19 protein-coding genes are annotated in these 20,710 nt (G+C 68.3%); 3 read left to right on the top strand and 16 right to left on the bottom strand.

Annotated features, from left to right (window positions below; genetic code table 11):
• Positions 1 to 295: 295 nt before the first annotated feature.
• Positions 296 to 2,224 carry an AsmA family protein gene (locus KHC23_RS02060; RefSeq protein ID WP_213368865.1) on the bottom strand — a complete coding sequence of 643 codons (1,929 nt, stop codon included), beginning with the start codon at positions 2,222 to 2,224 and terminating at the stop codon, positions 296 to 298.
• A gap of 223 nt (positions 2,225 to 2,447) precedes the next feature.
• Here KHC23_RS02060 and KHC23_RS02055 point away from each other — a divergent pair, with 223 nt between their 5' ends.
• Positions 2,448 to 4,472, top strand: coding sequence for an acetoacetate--CoA ligase (locus KHC23_RS02055; protein WP_246543981.1), 2,025 nt, complete (start codon positions 2,448 to 2,450; stop codon positions 4,470 to 4,472).
• A gap of 247 nt (positions 4,473 to 4,719) precedes the next feature.
• On the opposite strand, the gene KHC23_RS02050 is transcribed toward KHC23_RS02055, so the two are convergent.
• From KHC23_RS02050 to coxB, 15 genes are all read right to left on the bottom strand, one after another.
• Positions 4,720 to 6,384: an ABC transporter permease gene (locus KHC23_RS02050; protein WP_213368858.1), complete on the bottom strand. Its 1,665-nt coding sequence runs from the start codon at positions 6,382 to 6,384 to the stop codon at positions 4,720 to 4,722.
• A 96-nt stretch (positions 6,385 to 6,480) separates the two neighbouring features.
• Positions 6,481 to 7,530 (bottom strand): Fe(3+) ABC transporter substrate-binding protein, encoded by a 1,050-nt coding sequence (locus tag KHC23_RS02045; protein WP_246543979.1) that lies wholly within the window; start codon positions 7,528 to 7,530, stop codon positions 6,481 to 6,483.
• A gap of 257 nt (positions 7,531 to 7,787) precedes the next feature.
• Positions 7,788 to 8,264 carry a bacterioferritin gene (bfr, locus tag KHC23_RS02040; protein WP_213368856.1) on the bottom strand — a complete coding sequence of 159 codons (477 nt, stop codon included), beginning with the start codon at positions 8,262 to 8,264 and terminating at the stop codon, positions 7,788 to 7,790.
• A gap of 118 nt (positions 8,265 to 8,382) precedes the next feature.
• Positions 8,383 to 8,739: a (2Fe-2S)-binding protein gene (locus KHC23_RS02035; RefSeq protein ID WP_213368849.1), complete on the bottom strand. Its 357-nt coding sequence runs from the start codon at positions 8,737 to 8,739 to the stop codon at positions 8,383 to 8,385.
• 167 nt (positions 8,740 to 8,906) lie between these two features.
• A complete protein-coding gene (locus tag KHC23_RS02030; RefSeq protein ID WP_213368842.1) occupies positions 8,907 to 9,563 on the bottom strand; it encodes a GNAT family N-acetyltransferase in 657 nt (218 codons plus the stop codon).
• A 20-nt stretch (positions 9,564 to 9,583) separates the two neighbouring features.
• Positions 9,584 to 10,798, bottom strand: a complete 1,215-nt coding sequence (locus tag KHC23_RS02025; protein WP_246544079.1) for a M16 family metallopeptidase — start codon at positions 10,796 to 10,798, stop codon at positions 9,584 to 9,586.
• A 68-nt stretch (positions 10,799 to 10,866) separates the two neighbouring features.
• A complete protein-coding gene (gene thrC, locus KHC23_RS02020) occupies positions 10,867 to 12,276 on the bottom strand; it encodes a threonine synthase (RefSeq protein ID WP_213368838.1) in 1,410 nt (469 codons plus the stop codon).
• 253 nt (positions 12,277 to 12,529) lie between these two features.
• Complete coding sequence (locus tag KHC23_RS02015) at positions 12,530 to 13,273, bottom strand: SURF1 family protein (protein WP_213368836.1); 744 nt, start codon at positions 13,271 to 13,273, stop codon at positions 12,530 to 12,532.
• Positions 13,270 to 13,656: a DUF983 domain-containing protein gene (locus tag KHC23_RS02010; RefSeq protein WP_213368834.1), complete on the bottom strand. Its 387-nt coding sequence runs from the start codon at positions 13,654 to 13,656 to the stop codon at positions 13,270 to 13,272. Before KHC23_RS02010 ends, KHC23_RS02015 begins: the two co-directional genes overlap by 4 nt.
• 102 nt (positions 13,657 to 13,758) lie before the next feature.
• Positions 13,759 to 14,595 carry a cytochrome c oxidase subunit 3 gene (locus tag KHC23_RS02005; RefSeq protein WP_213368832.1) on the bottom strand — a complete coding sequence of 279 codons (837 nt, stop codon included), beginning with the start codon at positions 14,593 to 14,595 and terminating at the stop codon, positions 13,759 to 13,761.
• 72 nt (positions 14,596 to 14,667) lie between these two features.
• Positions 14,668 to 15,291, bottom strand: coding sequence for a cytochrome c oxidase assembly protein (locus tag KHC23_RS02000; RefSeq protein WP_213368830.1), 624 nt, complete (start codon positions 15,289 to 15,291; stop codon positions 14,668 to 14,670).
• Positions 15,292 to 15,298: 7 nt separating this feature from the next.
• Complete coding sequence (locus KHC23_RS01995) at positions 15,299 to 15,496, bottom strand: hypothetical protein (protein ID WP_213368828.1); 198 nt, start codon at positions 15,494 to 15,496, stop codon at positions 15,299 to 15,301.
• A 22-nt stretch (positions 15,497 to 15,518) separates the two neighbouring features.
• Positions 15,519 to 16,472 carry a heme o synthase gene (locus KHC23_RS01990; protein WP_213368826.1) on the bottom strand — a complete coding sequence of 318 codons (954 nt, stop codon included), beginning with the start codon at positions 16,470 to 16,472 and terminating at the stop codon, positions 15,519 to 15,521.
• Positions 16,473 to 16,640: 168 nt separating this feature from the next.
• A complete protein-coding gene (gene ctaD, locus KHC23_RS01985; RefSeq protein WP_213368824.1) occupies positions 16,641 to 18,233 on the bottom strand; it encodes a cytochrome c oxidase subunit I in 1,593 nt (530 codons plus the stop codon).
• A gap of 62 nt (positions 18,234 to 18,295) precedes the next feature.
• Positions 18,296 to 19,201, bottom strand: a complete 906-nt coding sequence (gene coxB, locus KHC23_RS01980) for a cytochrome c oxidase subunit II (RefSeq protein ID WP_213368822.1) — start codon at positions 19,199 to 19,201, stop codon at positions 18,296 to 18,298.
• A gap of 310 nt (positions 19,202 to 19,511) precedes the next feature.
• Between coxB and KHC23_RS01975 the strand changes: the two genes are divergently transcribed.
• Both KHC23_RS01975 and KHC23_RS01970 read left to right on the top strand, forming a co-directional pair.
• Positions 19,512 to 20,033 (top strand): invasion associated locus B family protein, encoded by a 522-nt coding sequence (locus KHC23_RS01975; RefSeq protein ID WP_213368820.1) that lies wholly within the window; start codon positions 19,512 to 19,514, stop codon positions 20,031 to 20,033.
• Between the two features lie 10 nt (positions 20,034 to 20,043).
• Positions 20,044 to 20,691, top strand: a complete 648-nt coding sequence (locus KHC23_RS01970; protein WP_271188728.1) for an HAD-IA family hydrolase — start codon at positions 20,044 to 20,046, stop codon at positions 20,689 to 20,691.
• The last annotated feature ends 19 nt before the right edge of the window (positions 20,692 to 20,710 follow it).

Raw genomic sequence — 20,710 nt, 5'->3', positions numbered from 1 at the left:
TAATGTCCCTCAGATTTCGTATCCAGAATAAACATTATTTATATCAGCGAATAAGGCGGGGAGTGTCGGGGATATCTCCGACACATAGCGGGTGCTGCGTCTAGAGGGGCACGATCAGGCCCGCCGCTCAACAGGATTCGACTGCGCTCCCGAAGGCCCGCTGGAAGACGGCTCCGCCCGCGTTGCCCCGAGGGACTCCAGGAGCCGTTCGGCTTGACGATCTTCCAGGAGGTTTCAAACAGGATGTCAGCCATCGCCGGCCTGCCGCACCCGCCGGCCCGACGCGGAGGCGCCGTCAGGGCGCCGGCGCGGAAACGTCGAGCTTTTCCGAACCGCCAAGAAGCGCGCGCGCCGCGCCGGAACGGCGGATCAGCGCCTGTGGGTCGGGCAGTACAATCGGGCGCTGCCAATCGCCGCGGACGATGAAGGGCAACTCGAAAGTGACCTCCGTCGGCTTCGCCGAAGCGGTGTCCGCGGCTTCCACCTCGGCGGCGGGTGTGCCGGTATCGCCGCTGAGGCTCGCCACCAGCCCGGGCCGCGCGGTGCCCGCCTGAGCGTCGCCGGCCTGGCCTGCCTTGGCCGGTGCCGCCCGCACCAGTTGCGCCAGACCCGTGAGATCAAGGGTCCGCAGCGCGATCATGCTTTCGCCGGCCAGCGCCACATGCAGCCTGTCGCTGGAGAAATCGAGACGATCGAGCGTGACGACGCCGCCGGCGATGCTGGCATCCACGACGATGTCGCCGAACGGCGTGCGTCCGCCGCGCAGATCGCCGCCACCCGACAATGGCCGCTTTTCCAGCCGCGCGAGAATGCGCCCGACGTCAATGCCGACCAGCGCGCCGTTCTCGCCGTTCAGGGTGAAGGCGCCGTTCAGGCTCTGCGCGATCTCCATGATGCTGGTGCCCCCGCCCGCCGCAGAAAGCCGGAACGATCCGGTGCCTTCGAGGCGTGGGAAGCGGAACAGTTCGCCCAGCGCCCGCGCCAGCGCCACGTCGTCGCCGGCGAGGTCCATCCGCATATTCACCCCCGGCCCGGCGTCACGCGGCGCGAGCTGGGCTGACGCCCGGAAGATGCCGCCCCACGCCTCGGCCTCGCCGATGGTGAGCGACAGGCGGCCGCCCTTGGCGGTGGCGCTGGCGGCCATGCGCTGAAGTTCGGCCCCGCCGATGCGCACCTGCCGGGCGGAGAGCCGCAGGTCGACATCGAGCGCATGGGTGCGGCTGAGGTCGATATCGTCGTGACTCCAGCGCCCGTCGCGGGGGTTGGAGAAGGTCAGTTCGCCATAGGGCGACAGATCGACCGCCTCGCTCGCCAGCGAGCCCTGCAGCATCGTCCGATCGCCGTCGATCCGCAGATTGAAGGCGCCGACCCCCGAATTGCCGTCCAGATCGATCCGCGCCTCGTTGAGCATCGCGCCCTGCGCCGAGAGCAGTGCCTGCGCTCGCAGTTCAAAGGCGCCAAAACCGCGCTCCGTCGGCGCTTCCATGCCCAGCCACTGCAACGCGCCGCGAAGCTGCGGCGAGTCGGCGGTCAGGCTGCCGGCAACCACCGGCCCGCCGGCAAGCCGTGCCCCGCCCTTGAATGAAAGCGTCGCCGGCCCGCTCGCCAGCGAGACGTTCAGCTTGCCCGCCTCGCCGGCGGCCAGCCCGGAAAGGCCGGTGAGGCTGGTGTCGATGTCGACCGGCTCGCCACGCCACATCACCTTGCCGACCGCGCTCACGCTGTGCCCGCCGCGCCATGCGATCGTCAGGTCCGCCTGCGGAATCGCGATGTCCCGCTCGCCGCCGCGCGTGACCCTGAGGCTGCCATTGGTCACCACGACTTCGCCGTTCGAATCGGCCACGCCGAGGGCGGCGATGAAGCTGCCGAGGGCGGTGAGCGGGTCGCCGGGGTCGACCAGCGTCAGGGTAGGATCGGTGAGACTGATGTGGTCGGCACGCACGCGGCCGGTCAGCAACGGCAGCACGTCGAGCACCACCCGCGCCACCGGCACGTCGAGGCGCGCATGCGGATCGTCGATGCTCAGCCCGCCAATGTCGAGCGCCGGCCAGGGCAGCACCGAGAACGACACGCCGCCGAGCACCGGCTCCCGCCCGGTCGCCGCCAGGATCATCGTCCGCGCCTCGTCCCGCAGCCGCTCATCGGAGGCGAGCTTGGGCGCCAACACGGCAGCCGCGATCGCCAGCGCGACCGGCAGGAGAAGGAATGGAATGAACTTCTTCATCGCGTCGTCATGCTCCCGGCACTCGCTACCGCATCGGGGCGAAGCCGCGCAAGCAGAGGAAGCGCCCAACAGGCACGATCGAGCGCGGTGCCGTATCACAGTTGCCGCAACATGTTGGCCTTCTGTGTCTGTTTGATGGCCTGACAGACGTTCTGCCCGGCGTTATGACTGCTGCAGTGCGAAGCGGCGCGATGACGGCGCGATAACGCAGGGGGAGGAAGGCATGGGTGAAGCGGTAGGCGGAACAGCCACGAATGAAGGGGCTTCCAGCGGTGCAGGCCAGAATCAGGCCGGCCACGAAGCGCTCTGGACACCGAGCCCCGAACGGATCGCCCGCACGCAGATCGCCGCCTTCATCGCGCGTGTGAATGCCCGCCACGGCACCTCCCTCGCCGATTATCGGGCGCTCCACGGCTGGTCCATCGCCCATCCCGCCGCATTCTGGGAAGAGGTGTGGGACCTCGGCGAAGTCATCGGCACGCGCAGCGGCCCGGCGCTGGTCGATGGCGACCTGATGCCCGGCGCCCGCTTCTTCCCTGATGCAAAGCTGAACTATGCCGAGAACCTGCTGCGCGAGCGCGAGCGCGAGAGCGTCGCGCTGGTGTTTCGCGGCGAGGACAAGGTCGAGCGCCATGTCAGCTTCGGCGAGCTGACCGACCTGGTGTCCCGCATCCAGCAGGCGCTGCGCGCCGCCGGTGTCGGCGTCGGTGATCGCGTTGCCGCCACCCTGCCGAACCTGCCGGAAACCATCGCCGTCATGCTCGCCGCCTCGTCGCTGGGTGCGGTGTTCTCCTCCTGCTCGCCGGATTTCGGCGAGCGCGGCATTCTCGACCGCTTCGGCCAGATCGAGCCCAAGGTCTATGTCGCCTGCGACGGCTACTGGTACAATGGCAAGGCGGTCTCCATCGCCGAGAAGCTGCGTGCCGCCGTTCCCCACTTGCCGAGCGTGACGACCACCGTCGTCATCCCCTATCTCGGCCAGGCGGAAGAGGTCGCCGCCGGCCTGCCCAACGGCGTAGCGCTGGAGGCCTTCCTCGCCCCCTTCGCCCCGGCGCCGCTGACCTTCGAGCGGCTGGCCTTCAACCACCCGCTGTTCATCCTGTTCTCGTCCGGCACCACCGGCGTGCCGAAATGTATCGTGCACGGTGCCGGCGGCACGCTGCTCCAGCACATCAAGGAGCACCGGCTGCATTGCGACCTCGTCCCCGGCGACCGGCTGTTCTATTTCACCACCTGCGGCTGGATGATGTGGAACTGGCTGGTGACGGGGCTCGCCAGCCACCTCACCCTCTGCCTGTTCGACGGTTCCCCCTTCGCGCCGACGCCGCAGGTGCTGTTCGACTATGCCGAGAAGGAACGCTTCGCACTGTTCGGCACCTCGGCCAAATACATCGACTCGCTGCGCAAGGAAGGCGTCCGGCCCGGCGAGACGCACAACCTCTCGGCGCTCAAGGCGTTGACCTCGACCGGCTCGCCGCTGGCGCCGGAGAGCTTCAGCTTCGTCTATGAGGCGATCAAGCCGGACCTGCACCTCGCCTCCATCTCGGGCGGCACCGATATCGTCTCCTGTTTCGTGCTCGGCGACCCGACCGCGCCGGTCTACAAGGGCGAGATCCAGGCGCCGGGCCTCGGCATGGCGATCGAGGTGTGGTCCGACGAGGGTACCCCGGTCACGGGCGAGCGCGGCGAGCTGGTCTGCACCCGGCCCTTCCCCTGCATGCCGGTGATGTTCTGGAACGACCCGGATGGCGCGAAATACCACGCCGCCTATTTCGAGCGCTTCCCCAATGTGTGGTGCCATGGCGATTTCGCCGAATGGACCGCGCATGGCGGCCTCATCATCCATGGCCGGTCCGACGCGACGCTGAACCCGCAGGGGGTGCGCATCGGCACCGCCGAGATCTACGCCCAGGCCGAGCAGATCCCGGAGATCGTCGAGGCCATCGCCATCGGCCAGGAATGGGACAATGATGTGCGCGTGGTGCTGTTCGTCCGGCTGCGCGAGGGGGCGGTGCTCGACGCGGAGCTGGACAGGCGCATCCGCACCCAGATCCGCCAGGGCGCCAGCCCGCGCCATGTGCCGGCCCGGATTCTCGCGGTAGCCGACATTCCGCGCACCCGCTCCGGTAAGATCACCGAGCTTGCGGTGCGCGACGTGGTGCATGGCCGCCCGGTGAAGAACACCGAAGCGCTGGCCAACCCGGAATCGCTGGAGCTGTTCCGCAACCGGCCCGAACTGGCGGAGTGAGGGCGCGGCTGGCGCACCTCACCCGCTTGCGCCCTGTCATCTCACGCGCCAGCCCCGGGCTCCACGCCTTGGCCGGGCCGACGCCCCGCGTGCTTCGAGGCCGGGCTGCGCCCGGCACCTCAGCATGACGAGCCCTCTGGGGGTCCAACCGCATCCCGGGATCTATCAAGGCCAACGTCATCATAAGGCGCTCGGCACCGCCGAGCCTCGAAGGACGCAGGCCCTCACCGCCGCCACGTGTTGCCGCTCACCCCTGCCGCGGCCGCGAGAGGCGCGCCAGAAGGATCACCGGCACCAGGCCGACCAGCACGATGAGCAGCGCCGCCAGCGCGCCGTCCTCATAGGTGCCGCGCGCCGCTTCGGCATAGACATGGCTGGCCAGCGTCTCGAAATTGAGCGGACGCAGCATCAGCGTGGCCGGTAGTTCCTTCATGCAGTCGACGAACACCAGCAGCGCGGCGGCGCCGAGCGCGGGGCGCAGCATCGGCAGGTGGATCAGCCGCACCACCCCGCCCGGCCTTTCCCCGAGGCTGCGCGCCGCCATGTCGAGCGTCGAGCCGATCTTGCCGTAGCCGGCCTCCAGCCCGCCGACCGGGATGGCGAGGAAGCGGATCACATAGGCGATGATCAGCGCCGCGCCGGAGCCCGAGAGCAGCAGCCCGGTCGACACGCCGGTGACCTGCTGGCTGAGGTGCGAGACCAGATTGTCGAATCCGGCCAGCGGCACCAGCAGCCCGACCGCCAGCACCGTGCCGGGCACCGCATAGCCGAGCCCGGCGAGCCGCAGCGCCAGCGAGGAGCGCAGCGCCCCGGTGCGCAGTGCCACCACCACGGCGAAGCCCAGCAGCAAAGCGAGCCCGGTGCCGAGCGCGGCGAACAGCGCGGTGTTCACCGTCTCGACGAGGATGGTTTCCGACACGCCATGAAACGAGACCCGTTTCCACGCCGTGAGGGCGAGATGGCCGGCCGGAAGCACGAAGCCGAGCAGAACGGGGAGCAGGCAGGCGAGGAAAGCGAGCCCTGCCGCGCCGGGCGAGAGCGCACGCCGCGCCGGCGGGCGGGCGCGATCGCCGATATTGCCGGTCTTCAGCTTGCGGCGGCCCCAGCGCTCCAGCAGCACCAGCGCGAACATGATCACCAGCATGCACAGCGCGATCTGCGCCGCGCCGGGCAGGCTGGAGCGGTTGAGCCAGGTCGAATAGATCGACAGCGTCAGCGTCTGCACGCCGAGGAATTCGGAGGCGCCGATGTCGTTCACCGTCTCCATCAGCGCCAGCGTCACCCCCACCGCGATGGCCGGGCGGGCAAGCGGCAGGGCGATGCGGAAGAACGCCTCCCCCGCCCCCGCCCCCAGCGTGCGGGCGGCGTCCAGAACCGAGGCGGTCTGCACCAGGAAGGCGGCGCGGGCGGAGAGGTAGACATAGGGGTAGAGCACCAGCCCGAGCAGGATGATGCAGCCCGGCAGCGAGCGCACCTCGGGCAGCCAGAGATCGCGCGGGCGCAGGCCGAAGCTGGTGCGGATCAGCGTCGGGATCGGCCCGAGCGGGTGCACCGCGTCGACATAGACGAAGGCCTGGATATAGGTCGGGATGGCGAGCGGCAGCAGCAGCGCCCATTCGAACACGCCACGCCCGGGAAACCGGCACACCGCCACCAGCCACGCCGTGCCGGTGCCGATGACCCCGACGACCGCACCGACGCCGGCGACCAGCAGCGTGGTCTCCAGCAGCGCGTGCGGAATGACATTGGCGAGGAGGTGCGGCCAGAGGTCGCCCGAGCCCTTGAGCGCGGTCCAGCCCAGCGCCAGCAGCGGCAGCAGCACCAGAAGCACGACCGCCCCCGCCGCCGCCCTCAAAAGCAGGGAGCCGGAAGCGGAGGCCGCGCGGGGAGTGCCACTGAGTGCCAAGGTCATGTCGCGAAACGTCCCGGGGCGGAAGCCACCCCGGGACCTGAAAGGGCATCGGAATATCCGGGCGGCGCGCGCGAACGCGGCGCCGCCCGACGCGGGCTAGTTGTCGAAGCCGACCTTGTCGGCGAGGTCGGTTGCCGCCTTGCGCGCCTTGGCCACCGCGACCAGATCGACCGTGTCGACCTTGAGCGGGCCGAAGGCGGCGATGATCGGGTCGACCGGCGCGCCGGGCACCACCGGATATTCGAAATTGCCCTTGGCGTAGAGCGCCTGGGCCTCGGGGGAGACGAGATATTCCAGCAGCTTGACGGCGTTGTCCTTGTTCGGCGCGTTCTTCGCGACGGTAGCGCCGGAGATGTTCACATGGGTGCCGCCGCCCTCGAAGGTGGGCAGCACGACATTGATCGCCTTCGCCCATTCCTCCTGCTCGGGACCGCCCTTGCCGGAGCGCATCAGGCCCACATAGTAGGAATTGGCGAGGCCGAGATCGCAGATATCGCCGAGAATGTCGCGCGCCACGTCGCGGTCGCCGCCGGCGGCCTTGCGGGCCAGATTCGCCTTCACGCCCTTCAGCCATTCCTCGGCCTTGGCCTCGCCGTGATGGACGATATAGGCGGCGATCAGCGCGGTGTTATAGGGGTGCTTGCCGGAGCGGATGCAGACCTCGCCCTTCCACTTCGGGTCGGCGAAGTCCTCATAGGTGATCGCCGTTTCCTTCACCCGATCCTTCGAGGTGTAGGCGACGCGGGCGCGGGCGGAGAGAGCGAACCAGTCGCCATCGGCGCCGCGCAGATTGGCCGGAACGGCCTTGTCCAGAACGTCGGACGTCACCTTCTGGGTCACGCCCTGGTCGACGAGATCGAGCAGCGCGCCGATATCCACCGTCATCAGCACGTCGGCAGGCGAGCCCTCGCCCTCGGCCTTCACGCGCTCGGCGAGGCCGTCCTTGACGAAGACGCTGTTGACCTTGACGCCGGTCTTCTCGGTGAAGGCGTCGAACAGCGGCTTGGCGAGGCCCGGCTCGCGGGTGGTGTAGATGTTGACGACCTCTTCGGCCGAGGCGGCGACGGGCGCGAATGCCAGGCTGGCGGCGACGAAGCCCCCCAGCGCGAGGCGGCGAGCGAGGGGGGACGGGGTGCGGGCGTTCATCGGCGTCTCCTGCGTGCAGACCGCCCATGACAGGGCGATCGCATGGTTGACGTAAGGTCCGATGCAGGCGGTAACGGACGCAGGCGCGCCGGTCAACGAAAAGGTAAGTGATCTCAATATCTTAGAATAAGTCTAATGCAAAACAGTATCTGGCATCGCAGCATTCGCCTTCGATACCGCCGGCAGCGCGGCCAAAAAGGAAAAGGCCGGTCTCGCGACCGGCCTCCGGCAATCGGGTTCGTGCAGGGCGCGGTGGCTCAGTCGAGCTCGCCAATATGGTGCTGGGCGTAGAGCTGCACGCCGAGATTGGCGATCAGGTCGAGCTGGGTCTCGAGGAAGTCGATATGGCCTTCCTCGTCCGCCATCAGCGCCTTGAAGAGGTCGCGGCTGGGATAGTCCTGCACGCTCTCGCAATAGGTCGCGGCTTCCTGGTAGAGCGCGCGCGCCTCGATCTCGGCGGCGAGATCGCACTCGATCACTTCCTTGATGTCCTGGCCGATGCGCAGCGGATCGAGCACCTGCAGGTTCGGCAGGCCCTCAAGGAATAGGATGCGGTCAATGAAGCGATCGGCGTGCTGCATCTCCTCGATCGATTCAGCGCGCCACTTGGCGGCCAGCTTCTTGTAGCCCCAGTTGTCCAGCATGCGGTAATGCAGCCAGTACTGGTTGATCGCGGTGAGCTCCGACCGGACGCCGCGGTTGAGATATTCGATGACCTTTGAATCGCCCTTCATGGCAGCGCCTCTCCTTTTCCGAGCTTGCGCCACCTGTTTAGAAAACTTCTAAGAAATACGCAATGGCGTTCTCCCGCCCGGTTTGCCCGCGCTCAACGGGCCGGCGAAGGCCGCCGGCTCATTCGGCCGCCAGCGCCAGCGCCGCCGCCAGCGAGGAATGCGGGTGGGCGTGGTCGCGGCGCCCGTGCCGGCGCGGCCCCTGTTCACGCTGCGCGAGGCCCGAAGGCGCGGCCTCGCCATGGCCGGCCTGGCCCGGCACCTGCGCCGCGACCGGACACTCCAGCGGACACGTGCCGCAGCCGCCCGCGTTCACGTCGTCCAGCAATTTGCGGATGGTGCGCGCGCAACGCCCGCACTGCGCGCTGCAGCCGAGGCAGCGATACACCTGGCCCACGGTGCGGACGGACGCCTGCGTCTCCGTCACCGCGCTGCGGATCTGGCGATCGGAAAGCACATTACACGAACACACGATCATCGGGACGCGGCACCGAAGCTTTCGACCATTTAGAATTATTCTAAAAATGGCGTTTGTCTTCTTTTCTCGCGCTATTCCTCGGAGCCGTCAATTGGCAAAAGCCGATCTACCGATCAGGTGAGGCGATCGGTATAGTCTTCGTGATCAGAGATTTGAGACATTCCAGACTAGCCGCCGCCGCTCATCTCCGGTCCACTTTCGAACGGCACCAAACTGGCCGTCTCGAAATGCGGCGCGCGGGCAACCGGATCGCCCGCCAATCGGGCATAGAGCACGTGGTCCTGCCAGGCGCCGTTGATGCACAGATATTCACGGCCGTAACCTTCGCGCCGGAACCCGGCCCCCTCCAGCAGCCGCATCGAGGGTGCGTTGGTGGGCAGGCAGGCCGCCTCGATGCGGCGCAGGCCGAGCGTGCCATGCGCGAAGGGCAGCAGGGTCCGCACCGCCGCGCCCATATAGCCGCGGCCGGCATGGGGCTCGCCCATCCAGTAGCCGAGATTGGCCGTCTGGGTCACGCCGCGGCGGACATTGGACAGCGACACGCCGCCGAGCAGCGCCCTGTCGGCGCGCCGGAATATGAGGAATGGATAGGCCGCATCCTCGCGCACGTCGCGCAGATAGCGGCGCATCCGGCGCCGGAACGAGCCGCGGGTGAGATCATAGGCCGGCCAGACCGGCTCCCACGGCGCCAGGAAGGCCCGGCTCTGTTCGCGCAGCGTCGACCATGCCACGAAGTCCGACATTTGCGGCATGCGCAGCAGCACGGTCTCACCCTCGACGAGCATGGGGGGCTCATGCCAGGAAACGGTGCGAAACAGGGCCATGTGCGCTGCCGGGCCGCGGATTATGCTGCTGAGAGACGTTCCGCGATGCGCGCCGCCGATTCAAGCGATTTTCCGGGTCCGAGCGCCGCGAATGTCGGACGACCGCGCCCGATCAACGCCTTGCCGGCCGCGCGGGCGTCGTCCAGCGTCACCGCTTCGACCTTGCCGACGATCTCCTCCAGCGGAATCGGCCGCCCGAAGGCCAGCATCTGGCGGGCAAGCTGGTCCGCCCGCGCGCCGGAACTCTCCAGCGCCGCCAGCAGCCCCACCTTGGCCTGCGCCTTGGAACGAGCCAGCTCCGCCTCGGTCATGGTGTCGATGGTCGCGAGGATCTGATCCACCGCGACATCGACCAGTTCGTCGACATCCCCGCCATCGGTGCCGGCATAGACGCCGAACAGCCCGGTGTCGGCATAGCCCCAGTGGAACGAATAGACCGCGTAGCACAGGCCCCGCGCCTCGCGGACCTCCTGAAACAGCCGCGACGACATGCCCCCGCCGAGAATATTAGTGAACACCTGCAGCGCGTGAATGCCGGGGTCGCGATAGGAGAGCCCCGGCAGGCCGATCATGAGATGCGCCTGCTCAAGGTCGCGCCCGCCGCCGATCTCGACGCCGCCCTCATAGCGGCTCGGCAGCGAGGCCGGCTTGTCCTCGCGGGCGAAGCCCGACACGCGCCGCGCCGCCTCCGCCACCAGCGCCTCGTGCTCGACCGCGCCGGCCGCCGCCACGATCATCTTCGGCGCCCGGTAGTTGCGGGCGAGATAGGTGCGCAGCCGGTCCGGCCCGAAGGAGCGCACGCTCGCCGGCGTGCCGAGGATCGAGCGGCCGATCGCCTGGCCGGGGAAGGCCCGTTCCTGGAACAGGTCGAAGATCAGGTCGTCCGGCGTGTCGAGCGCGGCGCCGATCTCCTGCTCGATCACATTGTGCTCGCGCGCCAGTTCTTCGGGATCGAAGGCCGGGGCGGCGAGGATGTCCGACAGCACGTCGAGCGCCAGCGGCATGTCCTCGCCCAGCACGCGGGCATTGTAGGAGGTGTGCTCGACGCTGGTGGCCGCGTTGATGTCGCCGCCGACCGCCTCGATCTCCTCGGCGATGCCCCGCGCCGAGCGCCGGCGCGTGCCCTTGAACGCCATGTGCTCCAGGAGGTGGGAGATGCCGTGCTCGTCCGGCTCCTCGTCGCGCGCCCCCGCCCCCACCCATATGCCGAGCGAGGTGGTGGCGAGATGCGGCATGGAATCGCTGACCACGGTCACGCCATTGTCGAGCGTGGTGATGCGCGGGCCGACGGGGGTGTCCTTGCTCACGCGACGCCCTCCGCGGCCCGGGCGTGGCGGGCGATATAGGCCTCGATCGCGCCGATGTCGCTGGGCAGCGTCGGCGTGCGCTCCGGCCGCTCCATCAGGTCCGCGAGGTGCGGCGGCAGCGCCGGCCGCTCGCCGCAGGCGCGCGCCACAGCGTCGGGGAACTTCGCGGGATGCGCGGTGGCGAGCACCACCTGCGGCACGTGGCGGTCCTGCGGCAGGCGTTCGGCCACCGAGACCGCGACCGCCGTGTGCGGGTCGAGCAGATAGCCGGTCTCCGCCCGCACCCGGGCGATGGTCGCGGCAGTCTGCACCTCGTCGGCGCGGCCGGCGTCGAAATCGGCGCGGATCGCCGCCATCGCCGCGTTCGGCGGCGAGAACGCGCCCGATTGCGCCAGAGAGGCCATCAGCCCGCGCAGCGCGCCGGCGTCGCGGTCCAGCGCCTCGAACAGCACGCGTTCGAAATTCGACGACACCTGGATGTCCATCGAGGGAGAGGAGGACGGCACCACGCCGGTCACCTCATAGCGCCCCGTGGCGATGGTGCGGGCGAGGATGTCGTTCACATTGGTCGCCACCACCAGCCGGTCGACCGGCAGGCCCATGCGCTTGGCGACATAGCCGGCGAGCACGTCGCCGAAATTGCCGGTGGGCACGACGAACGACACCTTGCGGTGCGGCGCTCCCAGCGCCACGCCGGCGACGAAGTAGTAGACCACCTGCGCCACGATGCGGGCCCAGTTGATCGAGTTGACGCCGGCGAGCTGCAGCCGGTCGCGGAAGCCGTGATTGTTGAACAGCGCCTTCACATGCGCCTGGCAGTCGTCGAACGTGCCCTCGATGGCGATGGCGTGGACATTGGCGTCCGGCACCCCGGTCATCTGCCGGCGCTGCACCTCGGAGACGCGGCCGGCGGGGTAGAGGATGAACACATCGGTGCGGTCGCTGCCGCGAAACGCCTCGATGGCCGCGCTCCCCGTGTCGCCGGAGGTGGCGCCGACGATAGTGGCGCGCTGGTCGCGCTGCGTCAGCACATGGTCCATCATCGGGCCGAGCAACTGCATCGCCACGTCCTTGAAGGCGAGCGTCGGGCCGTGGAACAGCTCCAGCACGAAGCGGTTGGGGGCGATCTGCACCAGCGGCGTGGTCGCGGGATGGCGGAAGCTGGCATAGGCTCCTTCCAGCATCGGCGCCAGCACGGCCGGCGCGAACACCCCGTCGAGGAAGGGCGCGATCACCCGCCCGGCGACCTCGGCATAGGAATGGCCCGCCAGCGCCGCGATCTGCTGCGGGGCAAGCACCGGAAAGGCCTCCGGCACATAGAGACCGCCGTCGCGCGCGAGGCCGGCGAGAAGGGCATCGGAGAAGGCGAGCACGGGGGCCTCGCCGCGGGTCGAGATGTAGCGCACGCACGCCTCCGCTGGAGAAAGTGGCGGCAACCTAGTGGCGGGGGCGGCCTGAGGCAAGCACGGGCGAATACGGCACCGGCGCGGGCCAAGGCGAGAGACTCATGCGCTGGGTCCCGGATCGGCGCGGCGCGCCGCTTGTCCGGGAAACGAGAAAGCGCAACGCGGCGGGCATTGCCTTGTGTCCCGGACAAGTGACGCCGCAGGCGGAACGCGGCGCCGGGACCCAGCGAAGACGCTTCCGCAAAGCGCCCGCTCAGCGCCGCAGCCGGCCCCAGGCATAGGCGGCGAATACGCCGAGCAGCGAGGCCGCGAGGCCGAACCAGGTCAGGGCGTATTCGAGATGCCGGTTGGGAAAGGCGATCCGCGTGAGCCCGCCGCGCGGCAGCCCGCCGGGATTGGGCGCGGCGTCGGCGTCGATCAGGAACGGCGCCACGCGCACCAGTTCCTTGGCGCTGCCGATCGCCTCCGGGTCGCGCACATACCAGCTGTCGGTGGCGGCATCGTTGGCCGGGGTGAACAGGGCCGCCTCCTCGGGCAGCCGCAGCAGGCCGGTGACAGTGACGAGGCCCTCGACCTGCCCCTCCTCCCGCGTCGCCGGCGCCTTGCGGTCGAGCGGCACGAAGCCGCGATTGACAAGGACGAACGAACCGTCGCCAAGGCCGAGCGGCGTCACCACCCAGTAGCCCGGCCCGCCGAAGCCGTCCGGTTCCTGGTCGACCAGAGCATAGACCTGCACTTCGAGGTCGTGGCGGAAGCGGCCCTGCGCGGTGACGCGGCGATATTCGTCCTTGGCGAAGTCGATCTGCCCCCAATTGGCCTCCGGCGGCAGCTCGACCGGCGCCTGGTGGACACGGGCCTCCACCTGCGCGATGAGCTGTTCCTTCCAGGCGAGCCGTTCCAGCTGCCAGACACCGAGGCCCACCAGCAGGCCGAACGCCACCAGTGTGGTAAGGGCGACAGGCAGCAGCCGGCGCCAGGATGCCGCGCGGGGGCTCACGACTCCCCCTTGTCGAGACGACCTTCCTGCGCGCGCTTGGCATATTGCTGGGCGATCAGGGTTGCCTTAAGCGGCCGCAGCAGGCCGAGCGTCGCGATGAGAACCAGCGGGGTCCACAGCAGGGCGTGCACCCAGAAGGGGGGCTGCCAGGTCAGTTCGACCCACAGCGCGAGGCCGACCACCAGCGCCCCGGCGGCGAGGATGATGAACACCACCGGGCCGTCGCCGGAATCGTCGAAGCTGTAGTCCAGCCCGCATTCGGTGCAGGCGGGGGCCACGGTGAGGAAGCCGTTGAACAGGCGCCCCCGGCCGCAGCGCGGGCACCTGCAGGACAGGCCCGCCGCATAGGGCGAGACGCCGCTATTGAAAGGCTTGAGGTCCATGGCGGCTTCTACTCCGTTCGGTGACGCCACGCCGGCCGCAATCGGTCGCGCAAACGACAAGGGGCGGCCGGAAGCCGCCCCTCATAGCATTTTCGAGCAGGCTCAGTGCACCGCGCCGGCGCTGCCCCACACATAGATGAAGGTGAACAGGAACAGCCAGACCACGTCGACGAAGTGCCAGTACCACGCCGCCGCCTCGAAGCCGAAATGGTGCGTCGGGGTGAAGTGGCCGGCATAGAGGCGCCCGAGGCAGACGGCGAGGAAGATGGTGCCGACGATGACGTGGAAGCCGTGGAAGCCGGTCGCCATGAAGAAGGTGGCGCCGTAGATATTGCCCGAGAAGGCGAACTCGGCGTGGCTGTATTCGAAGCCCTGCAGCATCGAGAAGATGACGCCGAGGCCGACGGTGAGCCACAGGCCCCATTTGGCGCTCTGCCGATCGCCATGCACCAGCGCGTGGTGCGCCCAGGTGAGCGTGGTGCCGGAAGTCAGCAGGATCAGCGTGTTGAGCAGCGGCAGGTGCCACGGATCGAAGGTCTCGATCCCGGCCGGCGGCCAGTGCCCGCCGGTCACGTCGGCGCGGGCATAGTTGATCTCCTCGCCGACGAACAGCGCGGCGTCGAAGAAGGCCCAGAACCACGCGACGAAGAACATCACCTCCGAGGCGATGAACAGGATCATGCCGTAGCGCAGATGCAGCTGCACCACCGGCGTGTGCAGGTGCTCGTGCTCCGCCTCCCGGATGATGTCCCGCCACCACACGATCATGGTGTAGAGCACGCCGAGGAGGCCGACGATCATGACCAGCGAGGTGAGCTGGCCATGCATCCAGAACACCGCGCCCACCGCCATGACGAAGGCCGAAATCGAGATGACGAACGGCCACGGGCTCGGGTCGACGAGGTGGTAGTCGTGCTGTTTCGCGTGGGCCTCAGCCATGGGTCGCGCTCTCCGTTCCGTCTGCTTCTCTAGCGGGCCGTTGGCGCGGCCGCAATGTGGCGTTCCGCCCGCTTAAAGGGGCGCCTTTCCGTCCTTCGCCTTGCCGGCGGCGAGCGGCGCCGCCTTGGGGAAGAAGGTATAGGAAAGGGTGATGGTCTTCACGCCGTTCATCTCCGGATCCTCGGCGAAGGCCGGGTCGACGAAGAAGACGACGGGCATTTCGAGCGTCTCGCCCGGCTGCAGTGTCTGGTCGGTAAAGCAGAAGCACTGCATCTTCGCGAAATGGTAGCCGGACTGGGCCGGCGTGACGTTGTAGGTAGCCGCGGCGGTGACAGGCTCGGCACCGCGATTATGGGCGCGGTAATAGGCCAGCTTGGTCTCGCCGACCCGCACGGTGACGGAACGGACCTCGGGCTCGAAGCTCCAGTCGAGCCCGGGCGCGGTATTGGCGTCGAAACGGACCTCCACGGTGCGCTCCAGCGGCACGGCGGGCGCCGCGCCCGCCACCCGGGTGGCGCCGCCGAAGCCGGTCACCTGACAGAACATCTGGTAGAGCGGCACGGCGGCATAGGCCGCCCCGACCATGGCCATGACGAAGGCGGCACAGCACACCGCCACCACGCGATGGCTGCCGGAGCGGCGGCGCTCCGTCGCGCGGGCATCGGTCTCTACCGGATCTTCGCGTCCTGCTGCCATCGTTCCCTCACAGCGGCCGGATCAGCACGGCGGGGCCGAGCTTGACGATGGTGACGGCGTAGAACAGCAGGCACAGCGCCGCGAGAACCAGCGCGATGGCGATGGAACGCGCGCGCCGGCGGCGCTTCTGCTCCTCCGTCAGCACCACCCCTTCGGGCTCCTGCCCCCCGGATGGGTGCCCCGGCATCTTGTCGTCGTCGCTCATTCCAGCCCTCGCCAGCATGCGCTCACAGCCCGAACCAGGCCGGCGCGACCGCCTCCACGAGGAGGACCGCGAAGAGCAGGAAAAGATAAAGAATCGAGAAGCCGAACAGGCGCCGCGCCGCGATCTCGGCCGCCGCGCCCTCGCGGCGGCGATACACCTGCACCGCCAGCAGCAGCATCAGCGCGCCCGACACCCCCGAGACGGTTCCATAGGCGAGGCCGGCCATGCCCAGGAAGAACGGCGACATCGCCAGCGGCACCAGCAGCAGCGTGTAGATCAGGATCTGGCGGCGGGTCTCGGCGGTGCCGGAGACCACCGGCAGCATCGGCACGCCGGCGCGGGCATAGTCGCCGGACTTGTAGAGCGCCAGCGCCCAGAAATGCGGCGGCGTCCAGAAGAAGATGATGAGGAACAGCAGCAGGCTCTCCAGCCCGAGGCCGCCCGAGGCTGCGGCCCAGCCGACCATGGGCGGGAACGCACCGGCGGCGCCGCCGATGACGATGTTCTGCGGCGTCCAGCGCTTCAGCCACATCGTGTAGATGACGATGTAGAAGAAGATGGTGAAGGCGAGCAGCGCGGCGGACAGCGCGTTGACCAGCAGGCCGAGCACCAGCACCGAGCCCACCGCCAGCGTCATGCCGAAGGCCAGCGCTTCGCCAGGGGTCACATTGCCGGCCGGAATCGGGCGGCGGCGGGTGCGGGTCATCACCGCGTCGATGTCGGCGTCCCACCACATGTTGAGCGCGCCGGAGGCGCCGGCGCCGATGGCGATGCACAGCAGCGCGGTGAAGGCGATCACCGGATGCACCTCGCCGGGCGCCCGCACGATGCCGACCAGCGCGGTGAAGATCACCAGCGACATGACGCGCGGCTTCAGCAGCGCGACATAGTCCGCCACCGAGGCATGAGACGGCATGTCGAGCGCGCGCGGCGCGTTCGGGGGGCTGTCATATTCGCGCGAAGCGACGTCGCTCATCAACTCACTCCGGCGTCGCCGCGTGGCAACGCTTTCCATTCCGGCGGACCCGCACGGCGTGGCCGTGTACGCCGGGAAACCGGGCGGCGGACCGTCCCGGCCCTGCCGCCCCTGTTGCGCGACCGGCGCGCAAGCCCGCGCCGGGACGTCTTCGACAAGGCCCGCCGATCACTTGATCTTCGGCAGCACCTCGAAATGGTGGTAGGGCGGCGGCGAACTCAGCGTCCACTCCAGCGTGGTCGCCCCCTCGCCCCACGGATTGGCGCCAGCCGGCACCTTGGCGGCGAACATGCGCCAGACGCCGTACAGGAACACCAGCACCGCGAAGCCCGAAATGTACGAACCGATCGAGGACACGAAGTTCCAGCCGGCGAAGGCGTCCGGATAGTCCGCATAGCGGCGCGGCATGCCGGCGAGGCCGAGGAAGTGCTGCGGGAAGAACACCAGGTTCACGCCGATAAAGGTCAGCCAGAAGTGTACCTTGCCGATGCTCTCGCTGTACATGTAGCCGAACATCTTCGGCGCCCAGTAGTACCAGCCGGCGAAGATGGCGAACACGGCGCCCAGCGACAGCACGTAGTGGAAGTGCGCCACCACGTAATAGGTGTCGTGCAGCGCGCGGTCGATGCCGGCGTTGGACAGCACCACGCCGGTGACGCCGCCGACCGTGAACAGGAAGATGAAGCCGATCGCCCACAGCATCGGCACCCGCATCGAGATCGAGCCGCCCCACATGGTGGCGATCCAGGAGAAGATCTTCACCCCTGTCGGCACCGCGATGATCATCGTCGCGGCGACGAAATAGGCCTGCGTCGAGGAGGACAGGCCGACCGTGTACATGTGGTGGGCCCACACCACGAAGCCGACCACGCCGATCGCCACCATCGCATAGGCCATGCCGAGATAGCCGAACACCGGCTTCTTCGAGAAGGTCGAGACGATGTGCGAGACGATGCCGAAGCCGGGCAGGATGAGGATGTACACTTCGGGGTGGCCGAAGAACCAGAACAGGTGCTGGAACAGGATCGGGTCACCGCCGCCGGCGGGGTCGAAGAAGGTGGTGCCGAAATTGCGGTCCGTCAGCAGCATGGTGATGGCGCCCGCCAGAACTGGCAGCGACAGCAGCAGCAGGAAGGCGGTCACCAGCTGCGACCAGGCGAACAGCGGCATCTTGTGCAGCGTCATGCCCGGGGCGCGCATGTTGAGGATGGTGGTGATCAGGTTGATCGCGCCGAGGATCGAGGAGGCGCCGGCGATGTGCAGCGACAGGATCAGCAGGTCCATCGCCGGGCCGGGATGGCCGATCTTCGAGGACAACGGCGGGTAGATGGTCCAGCCGCCGCCGAAGCCGTTGGAGCCGGGCGCGCCTTCGACGAACAGCGACAGCAGCGCCAGCGCGAAGGCCGGCGGCAGCAGCCAGAAGGCGACGTTGTTGATGCGCGGGAAGGCGGTGTCCGGGGCGCCGATCATCAGCGGCACGAAATAGTTGCCGTAGCCGCCGATCATCGCCGGCATCACCATGAAGAAGATCATGATGAGGCCATGGCCGGTGGTGAACACGTTGAAGGTCTGCGGATCGGAGAATATCTGCATCCCCGGTTCCTGCAACTCCATGCGGATGCCGATGGACAAGGCACCGCCCACGACCCCCGCGACGATCGCGAAGATCAGGTACATCACACCGATGTCCTTGTTGTTGGTCGAATAGACCCAGCGCTTCCAACCCGTCGGGTCGCCCGCGTGACCGGCTGCGTATGCCATGGAACCGTCCCTCATTCGCGCCCTTTCAGGCGCTTCGCAACTTCAATTCGCCGAACCGGCACTCAGCGAGCGGTAACGCCCAGCGATTCGCCAACGGGCTCGCCCTGCGCCACGCGCGCCGGCGCATCCGCCGCCGCGAATTCCTGCTTGGCCTTCTCGACCCAGCCGGCGAACTCTTCCTCGCTCACCACCCGGATGGCGATCGGCATGAAGGCGTGGTCCTTGCCGCAAAGCTCGGAGCACTGGCCGTAATATACGCCCTCCTTGGTCGCCTGGAACCAGCTCTCGTTCAGGCGGCCCGGCAGGGCGTCGATCTTCACGCCGAAGGACGGCAGGGCGAAGGAATGGATGACGTCGGCGGCGGTGACCTGGATGCGCACGATCTTGTTGACCGGCACCACGACTTCGTTGTCCACCGCCAGCAGGCGCGGCTGGCCCGGCTTCAGGTCCTCGGTCGCGACCATCAGGCTGTCGAAACTGAAGCCGCCATTGTCGGGGTACTCGTAGGACCAGTACCACTGGTGCCCGGTCACCTTCACCGTCATGTCCGCCTGCGGCAGGTCAAGCTGGTGGAACAGCAGCCGGAACGAGGGAATGGCGATCGCCACCAAGATCAGCACCGGCACCACGGTCCACGCCACCTCGATCAGCGTGTGGTGGGTCGTGCGCGAAGGCACCGGGTTTGCCTTCTCGTTGAAGCGCATCATCACGACGACCAGCAGCACCAGCACCAGCAGCACGACCGCGACGATGATCACCAGAAGGAAGGTATGAAAGGAGTGCATGCTCTCCATCACCGGAGAGGCCGCCCCCTGAAGATTGATCTGCCAGGGCGAGGGCTGCCCGGTTCCCGCCAGCGCGGCCCCGTTACCAGCCAGCGCCAGCATGCCGAACACCCCACCGGCAAGGCCGGCGGCCGTGCGCGCAGCATTGCGGATCCACGAATTCATCGCGAACGTCACTCCCATCAGCTTCCCCGCGACCCGGACAAAGCGATGGCGATCGCGTGCCGGGCCAGCGGCATTTGACCTTCATCAAACACAAAAAGAACACCTGAGCAACGCGCCAGCGGGTTCCTCTCCTGCGACATGACGTCGGGTGCCTGGAACCGTTCTATCTGCAAGGGGCGGTGCATTGCCGCATTCTTGACATGGCGCTCGGGCGTTCTACGGCTTCCTGCCTGAGAGCGGCCGAAACGGGGGAGCGGCACGATTCGCCTTGTCCCCCGCCGGCGATTCTTTAGAAGACATAGCGGACGACACTTTTCGGGAGACAGCAATGCCCGGCTTCGCGGCCCTCCGTTCAGCCATAGTCGCGGCGATCGCCGTCGCGGCGCTGTTCGCCTCCATAGACGGGGCGGCGGCGCAGGGCGTCGTGCGCTCGGTCCACGGCGAATGGCAGATCCGGTGCGACACCCCGCCCGGCGCCCAGTCCGAGCAATGCGTGCTGCTCCAGAGCGTGCAGGCCGACGACCGGCCCAATGTCGGGCTCACCGCGATCGTGCTGAAGATGCGCGACACCGGCAAGTCGCTGCTGCGCGTGCTGGCCCCGCTCGGTGTGCTGCTGCCTTCCGGCCTCGGCCTCATCATCGACGACGCCCCCATCGGCAGCGTCGGCTTCGTGCGCTGCGTGCCCAATGGCTGCGTCGCCGAGGTGGAGATGGACGACAAGCTGATGGAACGCCTGCGCAACGGCAAGAAGGCCATCTTCGTCATCCGCGAGACGCCCGAGCCGGACGAGGGCATCGGCATCCCGCTCAATCTCAATGGATTCGGCCCCGGCTACGACGCACTTCCGTGAGGAGGTGACGGTGACCGGCCCGGCCGAAGGCGCGACGGAACACACGACCCCGCCCCGCCTCGTCATCTTCGACATGGACGACGTGCTGCTGCGCTACGATGTCGAGGCGCGGCGCACGGCCATGGGCGCCCTCGCCGGCCTCTCCGCCGCCGATGTCGAGCGGCTCGTCTGGCACAGCGGCATCGAGGATGCCTCCGACCTCGGCCAGCTCTCTCCGGACGCCTATCTCGCCGCCGTCGCCGGCGCGCTCGGCGTGGCCTTCGGTCGGGCCGAGTGGCAGCGCACCCGCGCTCTCGCCATGACGCTGGACCCGGAGGTCCTCGCCCTGGTGCCGCGGGTGAGCGCGCATGTGCCGGTCGCGCTGCTCACCAATAACGGCCATATCATGCGCGAGCATTTCGACGCGCTGGTGCCGGAATTGCGCACCCTGTTCGGCGCCGCCATGCATGTCGCCTGCGAGTTCGGGGCGAAGAAGCCGGCGCCGCGCGTATATAAAGGTGTCGCCGCGCTCTACGGCGTCGCGCCGCGGGACGCGGTGATGATCGACGACAAGCCCGCCAATGTCGCCGGCGCCCTCGAGGCCGGTCTGCGCGCGCACCGGTTCACCGCTGCCGCCGAACTCGCGGCCTTCCTGAAGGCGCACCATATACTGGCCTGAACCTCCCGCAGCGAGACCC

This window comes from Ancylobacter dichloromethanicus (genome assembly GCF_018390645.1).
GTDB classification, from domain to species: Bacteria; Pseudomonadota; Alphaproteobacteria; order Rhizobiales; family Xanthobacteraceae; genus Ancylobacter; species Ancylobacter dichloromethanicus.
This window is presented reverse-complemented; position numbering and strand designations above follow the sequence as displayed.

Bases quoted from the DNA above. Each gene is read 5' to 3' on its own strand.
- KHC23_RS02060 (WP_213368865.1), bottom strand. From the start codon at position 2,224: ATGAAGAAGTTCATTCCATTCCTTCTCCTGCCGGTCGCGCTGGCGATC.
- ctaD (WP_213368824.1), bottom strand. From the start codon at position 18,233: ATGGCATACGCAGCCGGTCACGCGGGCGACCCGACGGGTTGGAAGCGC.
- KHC23_RS02005 (WP_213368832.1), bottom strand. From the start codon at position 14,595: ATGGCTGAGGCCCACGCGAAACAGCACGACTACCACCTCGTCGACCCG.
- KHC23_RS02045 (WP_246543979.1), bottom strand. From the start codon at position 7,530: ATGAACGCCCGCACCCCGTCCCCCCTCGCTCGCCGCCTCGCGCTGGGG.
- KHC23_RS02000 (WP_213368830.1), bottom strand. From the start codon at position 15,291: ATGGCAGCAGGACGCGAAGATCCGGTAGAGACCGATGCCCGCGCGACG.
- coxB (WP_213368822.1), bottom strand. From the start codon at position 19,201: ATGGGAGTGACGTTCGCGATGAATTCGTGGATCCGCAATGCTGCGCGC.
- KHC23_RS02010 (WP_213368834.1), bottom strand. From the start codon at position 13,656: ATGGACCTCAAGCCTTTCAATAGCGGCGTCTCGCCCTATGCGGCGGGC.
- KHC23_RS02055 (WP_246543981.1), top strand. From the start codon at position 2,448: ATGGGTGAAGCGGTAGGCGGAACAGCCACGAATGAAGGGGCTTCCAGC.
- KHC23_RS01990 (WP_213368826.1), bottom strand. From the start codon at position 16,472: ATGAGCGACGTCGCTTCGCGCGAATATGACAGCCCCCCGAACGCGCCG.
- KHC23_RS02035 (WP_213368849.1), bottom strand. From the start codon at position 8,739: ATGATCGTGTGTTCGTGTAATGTGCTTTCCGATCGCCAGATCCGCAGC.
- KHC23_RS02030 (WP_213368842.1), bottom strand. From the start codon at position 9,563: ATGGCCCTGTTTCGCACCGTTTCCTGGCATGAGCCCCCCATGCTCGTC.
- KHC23_RS02050 (WP_213368858.1), bottom strand. From the start codon at position 6,384: ATGACCTTGGCACTCAGTGGCACTCCCCGCGCGGCCTCCGCTTCCGGC.
- bfr (WP_213368856.1), bottom strand. From the start codon at position 8,264: ATGAAGGGCGATTCAAAGGTCATCGAATATCTCAACCGCGGCGTCCGG.
- KHC23_RS01975 (WP_213368820.1), top strand. From the start codon at position 19,512: ATGCCCGGCTTCGCGGCCCTCCGTTCAGCCATAGTCGCGGCGATCGCC.
- KHC23_RS02025 (WP_246544079.1), bottom strand. From the start codon at position 10,798: ATGCCGCATCTCGCCACCACCTCGCTCGGCATATGGGTGGGGGCGGGG.
- KHC23_RS01995 (WP_213368828.1), bottom strand. From the start codon at position 15,496: ATGAGCGACGACGACAAGATGCCGGGGCACCCATCCGGGGGGCAGGAG.